This is a genomic window from Nonomuraea sp. NPDC000554 (genome assembly GCF_040300065.1).
Taxonomy (GTDB): domain Bacteria; phylum Actinomycetota; class Actinomycetes; order Streptosporangiales; family Streptosporangiaceae; genus Nonomuraea.
Genome location: NZ_JBEPDC010000004.1, coordinates 1 through 16,086, shown reverse-complemented (window position 1 = coordinate 16,086; position 16,086 = coordinate 1). Strand labels below are relative to the sequence as shown.

11 protein-coding genes and 1 pseudogene are annotated in these 16,086 nt (G+C 70.6%); 9 read left to right on the top strand and 3 right to left on the bottom strand.

All coding sequences use genetic code 11. The features are described from left to right. Positions 1 to 38 precede the first annotated feature (38 nt). On the bottom strand, positions 39 to 4,046 hold the full coding sequence (locus tag ABT294_RS08960) for a glycosyl hydrolase (RefSeq protein WP_350804605.1): 4,008 nt from the start codon (positions 4,044 to 4,046) through the stop codon (positions 39 to 41). 441 nt (positions 4,047 to 4,487) lie between these two features. Here ABT294_RS08960 and ABT294_RS08955 point away from each other — a divergent pair, with 441 nt between their 5' ends. The 3 genes from ABT294_RS08955 to ABT294_RS08945 all read left to right on the top strand — a co-directional run bounded on the left by ABT294_RS08955 (position 4,488) and on the right by ABT294_RS08945 (position 10,062). Next, complete coding sequence (locus tag ABT294_RS08955) at positions 4,488 to 6,797, top strand: ATP-binding protein (RefSeq protein ID WP_350804604.1); 2,310 nt, start codon at positions 4,488 to 4,490, stop codon at positions 6,795 to 6,797. A gap of 112 nt (positions 6,798 to 6,909) precedes the next feature. Further along, on the top strand, positions 6,910 to 7,932 hold the full coding sequence (locus ABT294_RS08950) for a sporulation protein (RefSeq protein ID WP_350804603.1): 1,023 nt from the start codon (positions 6,910 to 6,912) through the stop codon (positions 7,930 to 7,932). A 219-nt stretch (positions 7,933 to 8,151) separates the two neighbouring features. Beyond that, positions 8,152 to 10,062, top strand: a complete 1,911-nt coding sequence (locus tag ABT294_RS08945) for an APC family permease (protein WP_350804602.1) — start codon at positions 8,152 to 8,154, stop codon at positions 10,060 to 10,062. A gap of 6 nt (positions 10,063 to 10,068) precedes the next feature. Here ABT294_RS08945 and ABT294_RS08940 read toward each other — a convergent pair whose 3' ends face one another. Continuing rightward, positions 10,069 to 10,668, bottom strand: a complete 600-nt coding sequence (locus tag ABT294_RS08940) for a cation:proton antiporter domain-containing protein (RefSeq protein WP_350804601.1) — start codon at positions 10,666 to 10,668, stop codon at positions 10,069 to 10,071. A 20-nt stretch (positions 10,669 to 10,688) separates the two neighbouring features. Then, a pseudogene (locus ABT294_RS08935) lies at positions 10,689 to 11,177 on the bottom strand (cation:proton antiporter domain-containing protein); the annotation flags it as partial. 220 nt (positions 11,178 to 11,397) lie between these two features. Between ABT294_RS08935 and ABT294_RS08930 the strand changes: the two are divergent. The 6 genes from ABT294_RS08930 to ABT294_RS08905 all read left to right on the top strand — a co-directional run. Next, complete coding sequence (locus ABT294_RS08930) at positions 11,398 to 11,745, top strand: hypothetical protein (protein ID WP_350804600.1); 348 nt, start codon at positions 11,398 to 11,400, stop codon at positions 11,743 to 11,745. After that, positions 11,742 to 12,608, top strand: a complete 867-nt coding sequence (locus ABT294_RS08925; RefSeq protein WP_350804599.1) for a hypothetical protein — start codon at positions 11,742 to 11,744, stop codon at positions 12,606 to 12,608. Before ABT294_RS08930 ends, ABT294_RS08925 begins: the two co-directional genes overlap by 4 nt. A gap of 1 nt (position 12,609) precedes the next feature. Beyond that, positions 12,610 to 13,041: a YbaB/EbfC family nucleoid-associated protein gene (locus tag ABT294_RS08920; protein ID WP_350804597.1), complete on the top strand. Its 432-nt coding sequence runs from the start codon at positions 12,610 to 12,612 to the stop codon at positions 13,039 to 13,041. A gap of 232 nt (positions 13,042 to 13,273) precedes the next feature. After that, on the top strand, positions 13,274 to 13,363 hold the full coding sequence (gene kdpF, locus ABT294_RS08915) for a K(+)-transporting ATPase subunit F (RefSeq protein WP_350804596.1): 90 nt from the start codon (positions 13,274 to 13,276) through the stop codon (positions 13,361 to 13,363). Next, positions 13,363 to 15,024 carry a potassium-transporting ATPase subunit KdpA gene (gene kdpA, locus ABT294_RS08910; RefSeq protein ID WP_350804595.1) on the top strand — a complete coding sequence of 554 codons (1,662 nt, stop codon included), beginning with the start codon at positions 13,363 to 13,365 and terminating at the stop codon, positions 15,022 to 15,024. Before kdpF ends, kdpA begins: the two co-directional genes overlap by 1 nt. A 1-nt stretch (position 15,025) precedes the next feature. Then, positions 15,026 to 16,086, top strand: a 1,061-nt coding sequence (locus ABT294_RS08905; protein ID WP_502911995.1) for a P-type ATPase actuator domain-containing protein, incomplete at its 3' end; no start/stop codon positions are given.

Genomic DNA, 16,086 nt, shown 5'->3' with positions numbered 1-16,086 from the left:
CGGCGATCTTCAAACAACCTCACGCGCGGAAAACGGGGCTAGCCGAGGAGGAGCCTCGCCGGGCCTGACAGGCCGGTGACGCGCTGGCCAGGGAAGACGAAGTGGGTGGGGCTGGTCGCGTCCAGGTAGGGCGCGAGGGTGCCGTACACCTCGACCTCGACGACGTTCTCGCCGGGCCGCAGCGCCGCGCCGACGTCGAACCGGTACGGCGAGCACACCCTGACGCCGCAGGGCACGCCGTTGACCCGCACCCCCGCCGTACCACGCACCCGTCCGAGGTCCAGCAGACCGCTTCCTGGGCGTTCGCCGGGGTCCGGGAGGCTGCTTCCTGGGCGTTCGCCGGGGTCCGGGAGGCTGCTTTCCGGACGTTCGCTGAGGTGCACGATCCTGCGATAGCGGACGCCGCCGCTGTACTCCGGCAGCCCCGACCGCTCCCAGTCACCCAGCTCGATCGGGCCCGGACCGGTCTCGAACTCGATCGGCCCGGTGAGGATGGCACCGCCGCTGTGCCCCGCCTCGGTCTCCACCCGAAGCACCGCCTCCCAGGGGCCGGCCCGCCCGTCGAGGGGGACGCGCAGGAGCCCGGAGCCCTCCGCCAGAGCCGTCCCGTCTGCCAGCAACCTGGCCGTCCCGCGCAGGGGCACCCGAAGGGCGGTCGCGCCGGGCGGAACCTCGAACCGCAGCCACTCGACCCGCCCTGCCGTCCCCTCCTCAGCCAGCACGATAGGCAGCACCACGGAGCCGGTCGGTCCGCCTTCTCGCAGGGTGCCGGGTGAGGTGGTGCTGGTCGGTTCGTCTCCTGGTGGGGCGGTGGCGGTCGGTGTGGATTCCGGCAGCGTGGTCGGTGACAGCCAAGAGGTGTCGGGCAGGGGGTGCGGGCGGCGCGGCAGGTGGAGGGCGGCGGGGTCGTGGTGCTGCGTCCTGCGCACCTCTGCCGGGACGCGCTCGCCGTCACGAACCGCCCACCAACCGGGGCCGGAGGTGACGCAGCCGTCGACCAGGACCGGTTCGGCGGCGTCCGCCACCTGGACGGTCACCTCGTTCTCGCCGGGACGCAGCACCCCGGCCAGGTCGTAGCGGCGCACCCGGGGTTTGCGCTGGTCGGCGTACGGGTCGAAGCCGCCCTGCCGTCCCAGGTCCACGCCGTTGACCGCCACCTGGTACGCCGTCGTCGAGGCGACCTGGAGCACCGTGCCCTTCGGCGTGAACGTGGCGCTCAGCTCGGCCGTTCCCGCCGGGGCGGTGGTCGGCTCGGCCGTTCCCGCCGGGGTGGTGGTCAGGTCGGTCGGTTCTGCGGGGGCGGCGATCCATTCCGGGCGTAGGTACCGTCCGGGGTCTGTCACGACGGCGACGTGGGCGCGCAGCCGGCCGTCCGTCTCGGGCGCCAGGCGGAGCTCCAGCAGGTACGTGCCGGGACGGAGGGGGCGGCGTGCCAGCGCCAGGTAGCCCCGGTCGTCCAGCTCGACCTCGCGTCCGTCCACCCGCACCGTCTTGGCCGCCGCGGCGCCGACCGCGAGGAACCCTTCGTCGGGGACGGTCAGCGCGGCTCTGAACCACGCGGCCTGCCCCGCGCGGACCTGGCCGAAGTCGAGGAACTCCTCGGGCACGTGCCCCTTGGGGCCGAGGAACAGGCGGTGGATCGGGTCCTTGCGGATGCCGCGCGAGGTGGAGAACACCGCGGGCCGCCACGCACCCGCGCCCGTTGGGCCTTCACCCGCGCGCACCGGGCCTTCGCCTGGGGTGACGCGCCAGGTGCCATGGGGGCCGAATGTCGCGTGTGCGGGCTGCCATTGCGGGTGGCCGTCCACGCGGTGCTGGACCTCCCAGCGCTGGAGCACCGGCCCGGAGTGGCCGAGGTCGCCCCAGGTGTCGTCCAGAGTGGGGATCAGTTCCATGTCCCAGCCGGTGCTGAGGCCGAGCTCCCGGGTCGGCGGGGACGGCGGACTCGCGGGGGGCGTCTGCTCGCCCGTGAAGACGAGCAGGGCGGCGGGGCCCGCGTCGAACGGTACGACGACCTCGGTGTACTCGCCGTCCACCGTGGACGCCAGGGCACGGACGCCGCCACCGAACGGGTCCACCAGCAGCGGGCTTCCCGCGACGCCGCGCACCCTTACCGGCATCTCGGCGGCGTACCGGGCGGGGTCGAAGTCGATGGTGGCCGAGTCCCAGCCCTGGTCGGCGCCGCGTTCGTCCGGACGTTCCACCGATACGCGGCTCGCGGTGGGGAAGGCGGCCTGGAGGTAGACGAGGGTGGCCCCGTCGACCTCCCGTACCAGCGGGGGGACGGGCGCCTCGACCCGGCGCAGCGGCGACAGGAGCGGGCCGAGGTCCGCTGGAGTCGCGGCGAAGCGGACGTGCTCGCGCAGCGGCCCCTCGGGGAGCGCGCCGACGGCGACGACCAGCCCGCCCGCGGCGGCGAACTCTGCGAGCGCCCGCTCGGTCGCCGGGTCGAGCGTCGTACACGCAGGCAACACGATCGCGGCATAGGACTCTCCGGCGACCTCCAGCCGTGCCAGGGCCCCGAGCGCGTGCGCGGCCTGCCTGCTTGTGACAGAGGCGTCCGTGGTTTCCGGGCGCGCCTGAACGTCGGAGGCGTCCGTGGATTCCGTGCGCGCCCGGATGTCGTTCGCGGTCGGACCGCTGGCGCCGGCCTCCTGCCGGGGGTCCCCGACAACGGGCGGGGAGGGCCGGACGGTGGCGCGTTGGATGGAGTCGTCGTCGATGACGTCGGCGTCGAGGCCGAGGAGGTCCAGGGTGCCGGGGATCATGCGGAACCATGCCATCTCGCCCACGATCTCCCGGTAGACCTGCTGCGCCCGCGAAGCCTCCTCGTCCACGCCGTCGAGCCGGGTGCCGGACTGGACGGTCGCCGTGGGTATGAGGACCGCGATGTCGCAGTCGTGGCGTCCCAGCGAGAGCGCCGCGCACAGGCGGGTGACGGCGTCGGCGAAGACGCGGTGGTGCCGCCAGTACGGCTGACGCCAGTCCGTGGACGGCGGCGCCCACTCCCACCACCCGGCCTTGGTCGTGTAGTACACGGCGTGCGGGTTGTACAGGGTGGCTCCGGCGCGCAGCCAGGGGAGCAGCCAGTCGAACGTCTCCTCCAGCGTGCCGCCCCATCCGCTGGAGTGGAACGCCTCGATCCAGGTGCGCGGTCTGTCGTACAGGTGGGCGAGCGAGGAGTGCACGCGGGCGTCGCCGTGGTGGTCGGAGCCGGGCGCGCTGAACCAGCGGTGGGTGCGCGCGTAGTCGGCGTACAGCTGGACGCCTTCGACCGGGTGCCCGGCGCGGGCCGGGTCCTGCTGGTCGCAGCCGCTGAGGAGGCCGTGGCGGTCGTGCCACGCGGCGAGCGGCCGGAAGAACGCCTCCTCCGCGAGCTCGGCCCGGGTGCGCTGGTAGTCGCGGCGGACACGGCCCGCCTCGCCGCCGTCCCGCCACAGCAGCGGCAGGTGGGGGACGAGGTCGTAGCCGCGGCGCCGCTCGAACTCCGCGGCGAAGCCGGCCGACCAGGTGGGGATCGTGGGCAGCTCGTCCTGGAAGGAGCCGGCGATGACGCCGCCGAGCCGGTGCCCGAGCCTGCGTTCGAACTCGCCGTGGACGCGGTCGATCAGCGCCGCGCACGCCTCGGCGGACAGGTAGTCGAAGCCGCGGGTGGTCACCGACCCGTCGGGGGCCAGCCACCGGCCGGCGAAGCGGGGCTCCTCGTCGACGAGGCGGGCCTGGATGTCGGCGCCCGAGAAGCCGAGCTGGTCGTAGAACCACAGGGAGATCCCGAGCTCCTCGGCGTCGGCGCACACCTGCTCCAGCAGGGCCCACCAGGCTTCGGAGAAGAACGGCGGGTCGTCGGCGTCGGAGCCGAACATCGGCCCCGACGGCGCCAGGTTGAGGATCACCAGGTTCCACACGCCGCCCTCGGCGAACCGTTCGAGCTGCCAGCGCAGCCGGTCGCGCCGCAGCGGCTCGCCGCTCCACCACCAGATGGCCGCGGGGGAGTGCGTGTGGGGCGGTTCGCGCAGGATCTCGGCGAGTTCCGGCGGCAGGGGCATGACGGCTCCAGTAGGGGTGATGACCTCCGCCGTGGCGGGATGGCAGGGGTCCGGAGGGGGAGCGTGTCGTTGACGCGGCCTTCACATTGGCATGTGATCCTCACGCTGTCCAGCGTTAAGAATCCCGGCGCAAAACCTCCCATGCAGGGGTGCACAGCAAGCGACTTCCGCCGTCATACGGGTGATCCTCCCGGTCAGAGCTAGACGCTGAGCGTGTTATCATGCCTGTTACTTTCACATCAAGTTTGCTAAGTTCCGTGACAAGGGCTTCGGGATCACTCCCACGGGGGCGTGACGGCCTGACCTGGGCGGATGGCTGGTCTGCGGTCGCCGGGGCCGCCGGCGCGGGACGCGCGGGGGAATCGGTCCGGGCGTAATCTGGATTATGTCGGCTCAGTCCTGACGACCTGGTGACCCGAGGGCTGAGCGGGTGGAGCATCCATGACTGAGGTGGCATCGAACAGCGCTAGGACGTGCAGACTGCCCGCCGAGCTGACCAGCTTCGTGGGGCGTCGGCACGAAACAGCCGAGGTCAAGCGGTTGCTGGCCGATTCCAGGCTGGTGACGCTCGTCGGCGTGGGGGGCGTCGGCAAGACCCGGCTGGCCCTGCGCGTCGCGGTCGACCTGCGGCGCGCGTTCCGCGACGGCGTGTGGCTGGTCGAGCTCGCGGCCCTGGAGAACCCCGAGCTGCTTCCCCAGGTGGTGGCCGAAACTCTGGACATGCATGATCGCTCCGCACGGCCCACCATGGAGGTTCTCACCGACCACCTGCGCGACAAGCAGCTGCTCCTGGTCCTCGACAACTGCGAGCACCTGCTCGACGCGTGCGCCGTCCTGGCGGAGATACTGGTCCGCGCCGCGCCCGAGCTCCGGATCCTGACGACCAGCCGGCAGGCGCTCGGCGTGCCGGGCGAGCAGACGATGCCCGTGCCCACACTGCCGATGCCGGACCGCGAGAGCGCCATGCTCTCCACCGATGCGCTCGCGCAACTGGACGCGGTACGACTGCTCGCCGAGCGCGCCAAGGCCGTGCTGCCCGGCTTCGCCGTCACCGACGCCAACAGGGAGACCGTGGCGCGGCTCTGCCGGGGCCTCGACGGCATCCCGCTCGCGATCGAGCTGGCGGCCGTCCGGTTGCGGGCCATCTCCGTCGACCAGCTGCTGACCCGGCTGGAGGACCGGTTCCGGCTGCTCACGGTGGGGTCACGGGCCGCGCTGCCCCGCCAGCAGACGCTGCGGGCGCTGATCGACTGGAGCTACACCCTGTGCACCGAGCACGAGCGCCTGCTCTGGGAGCGGCTGTCCGTGTTCTCCGGCGGTCTGGACCTGGAAGCGGCCGAGCAGGTGTGCGCCGGCGACGGCATCACCCCCGAGGAGATCGCCGGCCTGGTGATCGGCTTGGTGGACAAGTCCGTCCTCGTCCGGGAAGAGCATGACTCGTCGGTGCGGTACCGGCTGATGGAGACCATCCGCCAGTACGGACGCGACCGGCTGCGCGAGTCCGGCAGGGAGACCGAGGTGCGGCGCCGGCACCGCGACTGGTGCAAGGACCTCGTGCTCCGCGCGCAGCACGGCTGGTACGGGCCCGACCAGGTGGCCTGGTTCGCGCGGCTGCGCGCCGAGCACGGCAACCTCCGCACGGCCCTGGACTTCTGCCTGTCCACCCCCGGCGAGATCGAGCCCGGCCTGGTCATCGCGACGGCGCTGCGGTACTACTGGATCGCCGCCGGCTCCCTGCACGAGGGACGCAACCGGCTCGGCCACCTGCTCGCCATCGACGCCGAGCCGACCCTCACCCGCGCCAGGGCCCTGTGCCTCAACGCGCGGCTCGCCGTCCTGCAGAGCGACTTCGCGGTGGCGGCGGCCATGCTGGACGAGAGCCGCGAGCTGGGCCGCAGGTTCGACGACCCGGCGGTCATGGCGGGAGCCGCGTACGTGTCCGGCCTCGCGGCCCTGGTCAGGCGGGACCTCACAGGTTCGCTGACCCTCCTCGGCGAGGCGCTCGAGGGTCACCGCCGGACCGACGACCCGATGGGCATCGTGAACTCGCTGATCTACCTCGCCACCGCGCACTCGCTCCTCGGCAACTCCGAGGAGGCCGTCGCGCTGTTCGAGGAGTGCCTGACCATCTGCGAGGCGCAACGCGAGCACTGGTTCAGGTCGTACGCGCTGTGGATGTTCGGCATCGAGGTGTGGAGGCAGGGCGACACGCGGCGAGGCGTCGAGATGGAGCGGCAGGCCATGCGGCTCAAGGAGCCCTTCGACGACCGCCTGGGCCAGGCCCTGTGCACCGAGGCGCTGGCCTGGATGGCCGCCGGAAGTGGCGACTGCGAGCGCGCCGCCGTCCTGTTGGGAGCCCTGCGGGAGATCTGGCGCTCCTTCGGCGGCCCGCTGTTCGGCTACCTCGGCGGGTACCACGACGAGTGCGAGACGGCGGCACGGGAGATGCTCGGCGACAGGAAGTTCGAGGCCTCCATCCAGCGGGGCACCGGGCTCAGCCACGAGGAGGCGTTCGAGTGCGCCATGGTCGACAGGATGTCGGATCAGCGGCGCTCGCGGGAGCCCTCGCAGCTGACCCGCAGGGAGCTGGAGATCGCCAGGCTCGTCGCCCAGGGGATGAGCAACAAGGAGATCGCGGCCGCGCTGGTGATCGCCCAGCGGACCGCCGAGGGGCACGTCGAGCACATCCTGTCCAAGCTCGGGTTCAACTCGCGCGTCCAGATCGCCGCCTGGGTCAGCGGCCAGGACTAGCACCGGTGGCCCTCCCCGTGGGTATGGCGGCCAGGCTGCGCGGAACCCCGCCCCCGAGTTGATCGTTTAGGCGTGCGGCTGACACAACAACCTTCGACAGGGAGAACAAGCCGTGGTCTTCAAACGGATGCTGGGTGCTTTCGGCGTCGGCGCCCCCTCGGTGGACACCGTCCTGGCCACCTCGCGGATCCAGCCGGGCGGGCTGCTGTCCGGCGAGGTCCGGCTCTCCGGCGGGGACTTCGACGCCGAGATCGAGCACATCACCCTCGGCCTGGTCGCACGGGTGGAGATCGAGCACGGCGACGGCGAGCACGGCGGGCTCGGCGAGTTCTCCCGCGTCCAGGTCTCCGGCCCGTTCACGCTGCGCAAGGGCGAGAACCGCACCGTCGACTTCCAGGTACCGGTGCCGTGGGAGACGCCGATCAGCGAGATCGGCGGCCGGCCGCTGGCGGGCATGGCGCTGGGCGTCCGCACCGAGCTGGCCATCGCCAAGGCCGTCGACAAGGGCGATCTCGACATGGTCGCGGTCGAGCCGCTGCCGTCGCAGCTGCGCATCCTGGACGCGTTCCTGCAGCTCGGCTTCCACTTCAAGTCCGCCGACCTGGAGGCCGGGCACCTGTACGGGGTTCACCAGGAGCTGCCGTTCTACCAGGAGATCGAGTTCTACCCGCCCAGCCGGCACGCCGGGGTCGTGGGCGAGGTCGAGCTCACCTTCGTGGCGAGCCCGTCGGGCCTGGAGGTCGTCCTGGAGGCCGACAAGCGCGCGGGCCGCTACTCCTCCGGCGACGCCATCGGCCGCTTCCACGTCAGCCACGAGGACGCCCTGCGCACCGACTGGCCCAGCGAGATCGACCGGTGGCTGGCCGGGCTGAGCCAGTACGCCCACGGCGGCTACGGCCACCCCGGATACGGCCACGGCGACCACCACGGCGACCACCACGGCGACCACCACGGCGACCACCACGGCGACTACGGCCACCACGAGCCGCACTACGAGCAGCACCGCAGCGGACCTGGCTGGGGGACGGTGGCCGCGGCCGGCGCCGCCGGCGTGGTGGGCGGTCTCGTGGCGGGCGAGATCGTCGAGGAGATCTTCGAAGGCGACGAGGACGAGGGCGGAGACAGCGACTGGTAGCCCGCAGGGGCCTGTGAGTCGGCAGCCCGTCACCGGTTCGGTGGCGGGCTGTTTCACGTGCCTCCGTCGCCCCGGGGGTCGGCCTCGCCGCTTCACTCTCCGTGAGTGATCGACACATCGTATTGACGTTTTCTTGACGCCCTCACCAGGCAAAACGCCCCTTTGCCGTGAGTAGTGTGCAATCCGGCTTTACGTGCTCTTGATGTGGGGGTGGCCGGAATGGTGCTGGCGGAGCGGCCAGGGCCGACGGAAAGGACGCTGCGATCGTGGCTGTTGGAGGGCCTGCAGACCGACCGTAAGCAGATCGAGCACGGCCCGCACGTGAAGCACCCATGGTGGCGGGTGATGTGCCTGACCGGTGTGGACTACTTCTCCACGCTGGGCTACCAGCCGGGGATCGCCGCGCTGGCGGCCGGGCTGCTGTCGCCGCTGGCCACGCTGCTCCTGGTGGCGCTGACGTTGCTGGGGGCGCTGCCGGTCTACCGGCGGGTGGCCGCGGAGAGCCCGTACGGGCAGGGCTCGATCGCGATGCTGGAGAAGCTCGCGCCGCAGTGGTGGGGCAAGTTCTTCGTGCTGGCCCTGCTCGGGTTCGCGGCCACCGACTTCGTCATCACGATGACGCTGTCGGCGGCCGACGCGACCGCGCACATCCTGGAGAACCCGTTCGTCCCCGATTTCCTGCAGGGGCAGCGGGTGCTGGTCACGCTCGTCCTGCTCGCGCTGCTCGGCGGGGTGTTCCTGATGGGGTTCACCGAGGCGATCGGCATCGCGGTCGTGCTCGTCTTCGTCTACCTCGGGCTGAACGCGGTGGTCGTGGCCGCCGCGATCGTCCACCTGCTGGAAGCCCCCCACCTGGTCGTCGACTGGAAACAGGCGCTGACCGTGAACTACAGCAGCCCGCTGGCGATGATCGGGCTGTCGCTCCTCGTGATGCCCAAGCTCGCGCTGGGCATGTCCGGGTTCGAGACCGGCGTGGCGGTGATGCCGGTGGTCAAGGGCGACGTCCAGCAGCGGATCCAGGGCACGAGACGGCTGCTCACCACGGCCGCGGTGATCATGAGCGTCTTTCTGATCTTCACCAGCTTCCTGACCACCGTGCTCATCCCCCACCAGGAGTTCCTGGAGGACGGCAAGGCCAACGGGCGCGCCCTGGCCTACCTGGCCCACGGCTACCTCGGCGACTGGTTCGGCACGGCCTACGACGTCAGCACGATCGCGATCCTCTGGTTCGCCGGTGCCTCGGCGATGGCGGGGCTGATCAACCTGGTGCCGCGCTACCTGCCCCGGTACGGCATGGCGCCGGAGTGGACAGGCGCGGTGCGCCCGCTCGTGCTGGTCTTCTCGGTCATCGGGTTCGCCATCACGATCATCTTCGACGCGGACGTGGACGCGCAGGGCGGCGCGTACGCCACCGGTGTGCTGGTGCTGATGCTGTCGGCGGCGGTCGCGGTGACGCTGTCGGCGTACCGGAAGCGTCAGCGCGGGGCGACGGCCGGGTTCGGCCTGATCGCGGCGGTCCTGGCGTACACGCTGGTGGACAACGTCTTCGAGCGTCCCGACGGGGTCAAGATCGCCTCGTTCTTCATCGCGGCCATCATCGTCACGTCGCTGATCTCACGGGCGACCCGCTCGACGGAGTTGCGCGTCACCGAGGTACGTCTTGATCCGCTGGCGGAGGAGTTCGTCAACGGGGCGGCCGGCGAGATCCACCTGATCGCCAACGAGCCGCACGAGCGCGACCAGCGCGAGTACAACGACAAGCTGCGCGAGCAGTGGATCAACCATCGGCTGCGCAGCTCCGAGCCGGTCATGTTCGTCGAGGTCTCCGTGCCCGACGCCTCGGAGTTCGAGACCGAGCTGCACGTCATGGGCGAGGAGCGGTACGGGCACAAGATCCTGCGCATCGAGAGCTCGGCCGTGCCGAACTCGCTCGCGGCGCTGCTGCTCTACCTGCGCGACCGCACCGGTCGCCCGCCGCACATCTACTTCCACTGGGCCGAGGGCAACCCGATCGTGGCCATGCTGCGCTACCTCGTCTTCGGTGGCGGCGACGTGCCTCCTCTCACCCGCGAGGTGCTCCGCAAGGCGGAGCCCGACCTCGAGCGCAGGCCGCACGTCCACGTCGGGTGAGGCTCGCTAGTCGGTGAAGCGCAGGTCCTCGCGGTCCAGGACGCGTTGGAGCCGACGGCGGGTGCGCTCGCCGATCTCGCCCTCGGCGTACATCCGTGCCAGGGCCTCGCGTTGCGTCCTCAGCACGTCCCGGCGGATCTGGTTGTACGGGTCGGCTCGGTCGTGCGGCTCCCCGTCACGCTCCTGCTCCAGCTCCAGGCGGGTCTGGAGGGAGTGGTGCACGCGTTCGAGCACGATGGGGGATGCGGCTTCGACGTCGGCCAGTTCGTCGAGGTAGGCCACCGCGTGCTCGGCGAGCCGTCGCCGCCCGAACGCGTACTCGGCCCGGGAGTCTCCGTCCGGAACGGCCAGGCCGGACAGGCGGACCAGCGGTGCCAGGGTGAACCCCTGCACCACCAGGGAGATGACGATGACCCCGGTGGCCAGCACCATGAGCAGCCCACGATGGGGGAGCGGCTGCCCGGCCGCGTCGGTGAGCGGGATCGACAGCGTAGCCGCCAGCGGCACCACGCCGCGTGCTCCGGCCCACGACACCACCACGGGCACCTGCCAGGACGGCCGCCGCCGGCCGCCCCGCCACTGTGCGATGACCGAGAGCGGGAACATCCAGGCGATGCGGCGCCGACGGCGATGCGGAACAGGATGAGGCTGGTGGCGTCGTTGAAGAGGCTCTCGGCCTGCACCAGGGTCTGCAGCCGAGGCGGCAGGGCGAGCCTGCGGCCGAGCGCGGTTACGGCGACCGGGTCGGTGCTCGCCAGCACCGCGCCGAGCACGAAGCCCAGAGCGAGGGGGAGTGGCGTCAGCAGACTGACGACCAACCCCACGGCAGCGGCTGAGACCATGACGAGCCCGACGGCCAGGAGGGACACCGGTCGCCCCACCTGCTTGAGCTCGTGCCAGGACAGTTCCTCGCCAGCCGCGTAGATCAGCGGGGGGAGTACCACGAGGCTGACGATCTCGGGGGTGACGTGGATGCCCGTCGCGAACGGGAACAGACCGACCAGCACCCCGGCGACGACCAGGAGGGAGGGCGCGGGCACGCTGACGCGGTCGGCGAAGGTGGCGACCACCGTGGCCAGCGCCACAAGGAACAGCACGACCTGCACGCTCTGCATCGGAGTCTCCTTGATCAGCTGTGAGCACACATGCCGACCAGACTTCCCGACGCACCGGACAATACGGTACAGGACGGTTCGTAAACCCTCATGTGCATTTTGCCCGTCAAGAACGTGCAAGGGTTCGGGGCATTCGCGTAGTGGCTTCGTCAGGAAGATCACGGCCGGTGCCGTGATGGGGCAGAGTCGATGGACAAATGCGCAAAAAGGGGATTTGTTCATGGAGCAGGACCAGTACGGCTGGCCGCCCTTCCCGGTGCCCGAGCCCGCGAGCCCGTACGAGATCGAGATCGAGCGCGACCGGCTCCGCGAGATCAGGTCCGGGCTCGCGGACGCGGCCGCGCCGCTCGACGACGCGCTCGCTGCCCTCGTCGGCCTGACCGTGGCGGAGTCGGCGTTCACCTCCTTCACCTACTCACTGGCCCTCGCCTACAACGAGGTCGAGGCGTGCACCGCCCAGGAGCTCAGGCACAAGGCTGAGGACACGGTCCAGGTGCACGACGGGCTCGGCGCGTCCCTCGCCACCTGGGTGGCCGCGGAGCACGCCAGCACGCTGAGAACGGTGTGACGCTCGACGGCGGAGCCCGGCTGGCGAAGCTGAGCCTCGAGGTCGGGGCGGGTGCGGCGCTGACGCTGTCGGCGCTGGGCGTGCCCCTTGGCTGGCCGTTCGTCGGCAGGATGTACATCCACCAGTACGACCCCAAGGCGTTCTTCGACGCCGCCGGAACCTGGCTCAAGATCGCGGACGACGTGGGCGAGGCCAGGCGTCGCATCGGGGAACTCGTCGGCGGGGTCTCCGGAAAGGGCTGGCGGAGCGAGGACGGCAGGGCCTTCCAGCACCGGATGGACCGCTATCTCGGGGACCTGGCGAGCATCCATATCCGGGCCCGCGTCACCGCCGCCGTGCTCTACGTGGTGGCTGCCGCCCTGCTCGCGATGGTCATGTTCCAGTGGCTGGTGGCCACGGCGATGGCGGCCATCGCCGCCTGGGTGCTCCTCGCGGCCGTCACCCCCATCAGCCTCGTGGGCGCCCGCGTCCTGGCGCACAACGTGCTGGCGGACATGTACGCCGTCTACCAGATGGTGGAGTCCGGGGTGGACACCGTGCTCCACGTCGCCGCCGGGGCGCTGGGCGTCACGATCGCGGGAGACATCCTGGTCGAGGCGATCGACGGGGGCTTCAGCACGGTAGGCGACCTCGCCGCGGGCACCCTCGCGCAGGGCCCCCTTCTCGTCTGGGGCTCCGCGAACCGGTTCGAGCGTGACCTGACCGCCCAGGGCCTGGGCGGTGAGATGCCGCTGCGCGCGGGCTTCGCGCAGGCGGCGGGTGCCAAGGCCGTCAACGACGTCGCGAGCGGCCGGCAGACCGTGACGGGCCGGTACGTCCCCGAACAGGATGACGACGGCTCCTATGCCTTTCCGTGGGAGTGAGATGAACGAGTTCAAGCAGATTCTCGGGTTGGACCCGGACAAGCTGGCCGCCGATGCGGACCGCCTCTTTGCCCGCATGCGTGACCTGCGTGCCGAGGAGGTCACCGTCGAGGTCGAGTCGCCCGACAGGCGCGTCACGGTGCGGTATTCGGGCCTGTCGGGCGTCCAGGGCCTCGACCTCGACCCCCGGGCACTGCGGATGAGCGCGGCCGAGTTGGCCGAGACCATCCTCAGCCTCATCCACCGGGCCAGGGACGAGGCCGAGGCGCGGCAGCGCGAGAGCGCGGCCGCCGTCTTGGACGCGGGCAACGCGCTGATCGCCGAGCGGCAGGACATCGCGGACCGGCTCCGCCAGGCAGGCGGAACGCTCCAGGAGAACCTGCGCGACGCCGCCGAGCTCATCGCGAGGCTGCACGGTTCCATGCGCCGCTGAGCTGCTGCGATCTCTGTGTGTAGGGATCGTGTCAACAATCCGCCTCATGGCGTATGAAAGCCGTCAAGAAGTGCAAAATCCCCCAAATTCCGGGCTTTGCTTTCCTTGTGACCACCTGTCCCGGTGGTCCTTTCCGGAACTGAGGAGTGGGGATGGCAGACGTCATCTTCGTCGCCCTGACGATCGCGGTCTTCGTGATCCTCGGGCTGGTCGTCAACGCGGTGGAACGGCTGTGAGTGCCGTCAACGCCGTCGGTCTCGCCGTGGTCGTCGGCTTGGTGATCTTCATCGTCGTGGCCCTGCTCTTCCCGGAGCGCTTCTGATGCCCCCGGCCCTGGCCGGGATCCTGTTCATGGGATCCCTCGTCGTCGCCCTGGCCCTGTGCTACCGGCCGCTGGGCGACTACATGTACCGCGTCTACACCGGCACCTGGCACAGCGCCGTCGAGCGGGTGATCTACCGGCTGCTCGGCGTCAAACCCGACACCGAGCAGCGCTGGGGCGTCTACGCGCGCGGCGTGCTGGCGTTCTCGGTGCTGTCGATCCTGTTCCTGTACGGCCTGCAACGGATCCAGGACCACCTGTTCCTGAGCCTCGGCATGAAGCCCGTCGAGCCCGCGCTGGCCTGGAACACCGCCGTCAGCTTCGTCACCAACACCAACTGGCAGGCGTACTCGGGTGAGTCCGCCATGGGGCACGTGGTGCAGACCGCGGGCCTGGCCGTGCAGAACTTCGTGTCGGCGGCCGTCGGCATGTCGGTGGCCATGGCGCTGGTGCGCGGCTTCGCCCGCAAGAAGTCCGACACCCTGGGCAACTTCTGGGTCGACCTGGTCCGCGGCACGCTCCGCATCCTGCTGCCGATCGCGTTCGTCGGCGCGCTCCTGCTGGTGGCCGGCGGTGCCATCCAGAACTTCGGCGACCACTTCACCTGGGCCACGCTGACCGGCGGCGAGCAGACGTTCACCCCGGCCGCCGCGGCCAGCCAGGAGGCCATCAAGGACCTGGGCACCAACGGCGGCGGCATCTTCAACGCCAACTCCGCCCACCCGTTCGAGAACCCGACGTCCTGGACCAACTGGCTGACCATCTTCCTGCTGCTGGTGATCGCGTTCTGCATGCCGCGCACGTTCGGCCGGATGGTCGGCGACAACCGCCAGGGGTACGCGATCGTCTCGGTCATGGCGATCATCGCCCTCATCAGCCTCGGCGTGACGAACTGGTCGGAGCTGAACGCGAACGGCACCGTGCCACAGGCCATCGGCCAGGCCATGGAGGGCAGGGAGGCCCGCTTCGGGGTGTCGAACTCCGGCACGTTCGCCACCGCCACCACGTTGACGTCCACAGGCGCCGTCGACTCCTTCCATGACTCCTACACGGCCATCGGCGGCGGCATGCTGATCTTCAACATGCTGCTCGGCGAGGTCGCGCCGGGCGGCGTCGGCGCGGGTCTGTACGGCATGCTGATCCTGGCCGTGATCACGGTGTTCGTGGCGGGCCTGATGGTCGGTCGCACGCCGGAGTACCTGGGCAAGAAGATCGGCTCCCGCGAGATCAAGCTGGCCTCGCTGTACTTCCTGGTCACCCCGATGCTGGTGCTGGTCGGCACCGCCGTGGCGATGGCCACGCAGGCGGGCCGCTCGGCGATCCTGAACGCCGGGCCGCACGGGCTGTCGGAGATCCTCTACGCCTACACGAGCGCGTCGAACAACAACGGCTCCGCGTTCGCGGGTGTCAGCGTGAACACCCCCTTCCACAACACCACGCTCGGCCTGTGCATGGCGTTCGGCCGGTTCCTGCCGATCGTGCTCGTCCTGGCGCTGGCCGGGTCGCTGGCCCGGCAGTCGCCGGTTCCGGTCTCCGCGGGCACGCTGCCCACCCACCGACCGCAGTTCGTCGGCATGGTCGTCGGCGTGACGCTCATCCTGGTCGCCCTGACGTTCCTCCCGGCGCTCGCGCTCGGCCCTCTCGCAGAAGGACTGCTCTGACATGTCATCCCCAGTGCTCGAAGCGCCGGGCAGGGCGTCCGCGCCGAAGAACGGCAGGGTCGGCGGCGGCCTGCTCGACCCCAGGCAGATGGTCAGGTCGCTGCCGGACGCGCTGAAGAAGCTGAACCCGGTCACGCTGTGGCGCAACCCGGTCATGTTCATCGTGGAGGTCGGCGCGGTCTTCACCACCGTCCTCGCGATTCTGCAGCCGTCGTTCTTCGCCTGGACCATCGTGGTGTGGCTGTGGCTGACCGTGGTCTTCGCCAACCTGGCCGAGGCGGTGGCCGAGGGACGCGGCAAGGCGCAGGCCGCCACGCTGCGCAAGGCCAAGACCGACACCCAGGCCAGGCGACTGAAGAACCGGGACAAGCCCGACGCGTGGGACCTGGTCGGCGCGCCCGAACTGCGGCAGGGCGACTACGTGATCGTCGAAGCAGGGGAGATCATCCCCGGCGACGGTGACGTGGTGGAGGGCATCGCCTCCGTGGACGAGTCGGCCATCACGGGCGAGTCCGCGCCGGTGATCCGCGAGTCCGGCGGCGACCGGTCCGCGGTGACCGGCGGCACCAAGGTGCTGTCGGACCGGATCATCGTCCAGATCACCCAGAAGCCCGGCGAGAGCTTCATCGACCGGATGATCGCCCTGGTCGAGGGTGCCAACCGGCAGAAGACGCCGAACGAGATCGCGCTCAACATCCTGCTCGCCGCGCTGACGATCATCTTCCTGGTCGCCACCGCGACGATGCAGCCGCTGGCGATCTTCTCCAAGTCGATCAATCCGGGCGTGCCGGACTCGATCGCGCTCACCTCCGACGGCGTCACCGGGATCGTGCTGGTCTCGCTGATCGTCTGCCTGATCCCGACCACGATCGGCGCGCTGCTGTCGGCCATCGGCATCGCCGGGATGGACCGGCTCGTCCAGCGCAACGTCCTGGCCATGTCGGGGCGGGCAGTGGAGGCGGCAGGCGACGTGTCCACGCTGCTGCTGGACAAGACCGGCACCATCACGCTGGGCAACCGGCAGGCGTCGGAGTTCGTCCCGGTCGACGGCGTCACCGAGGA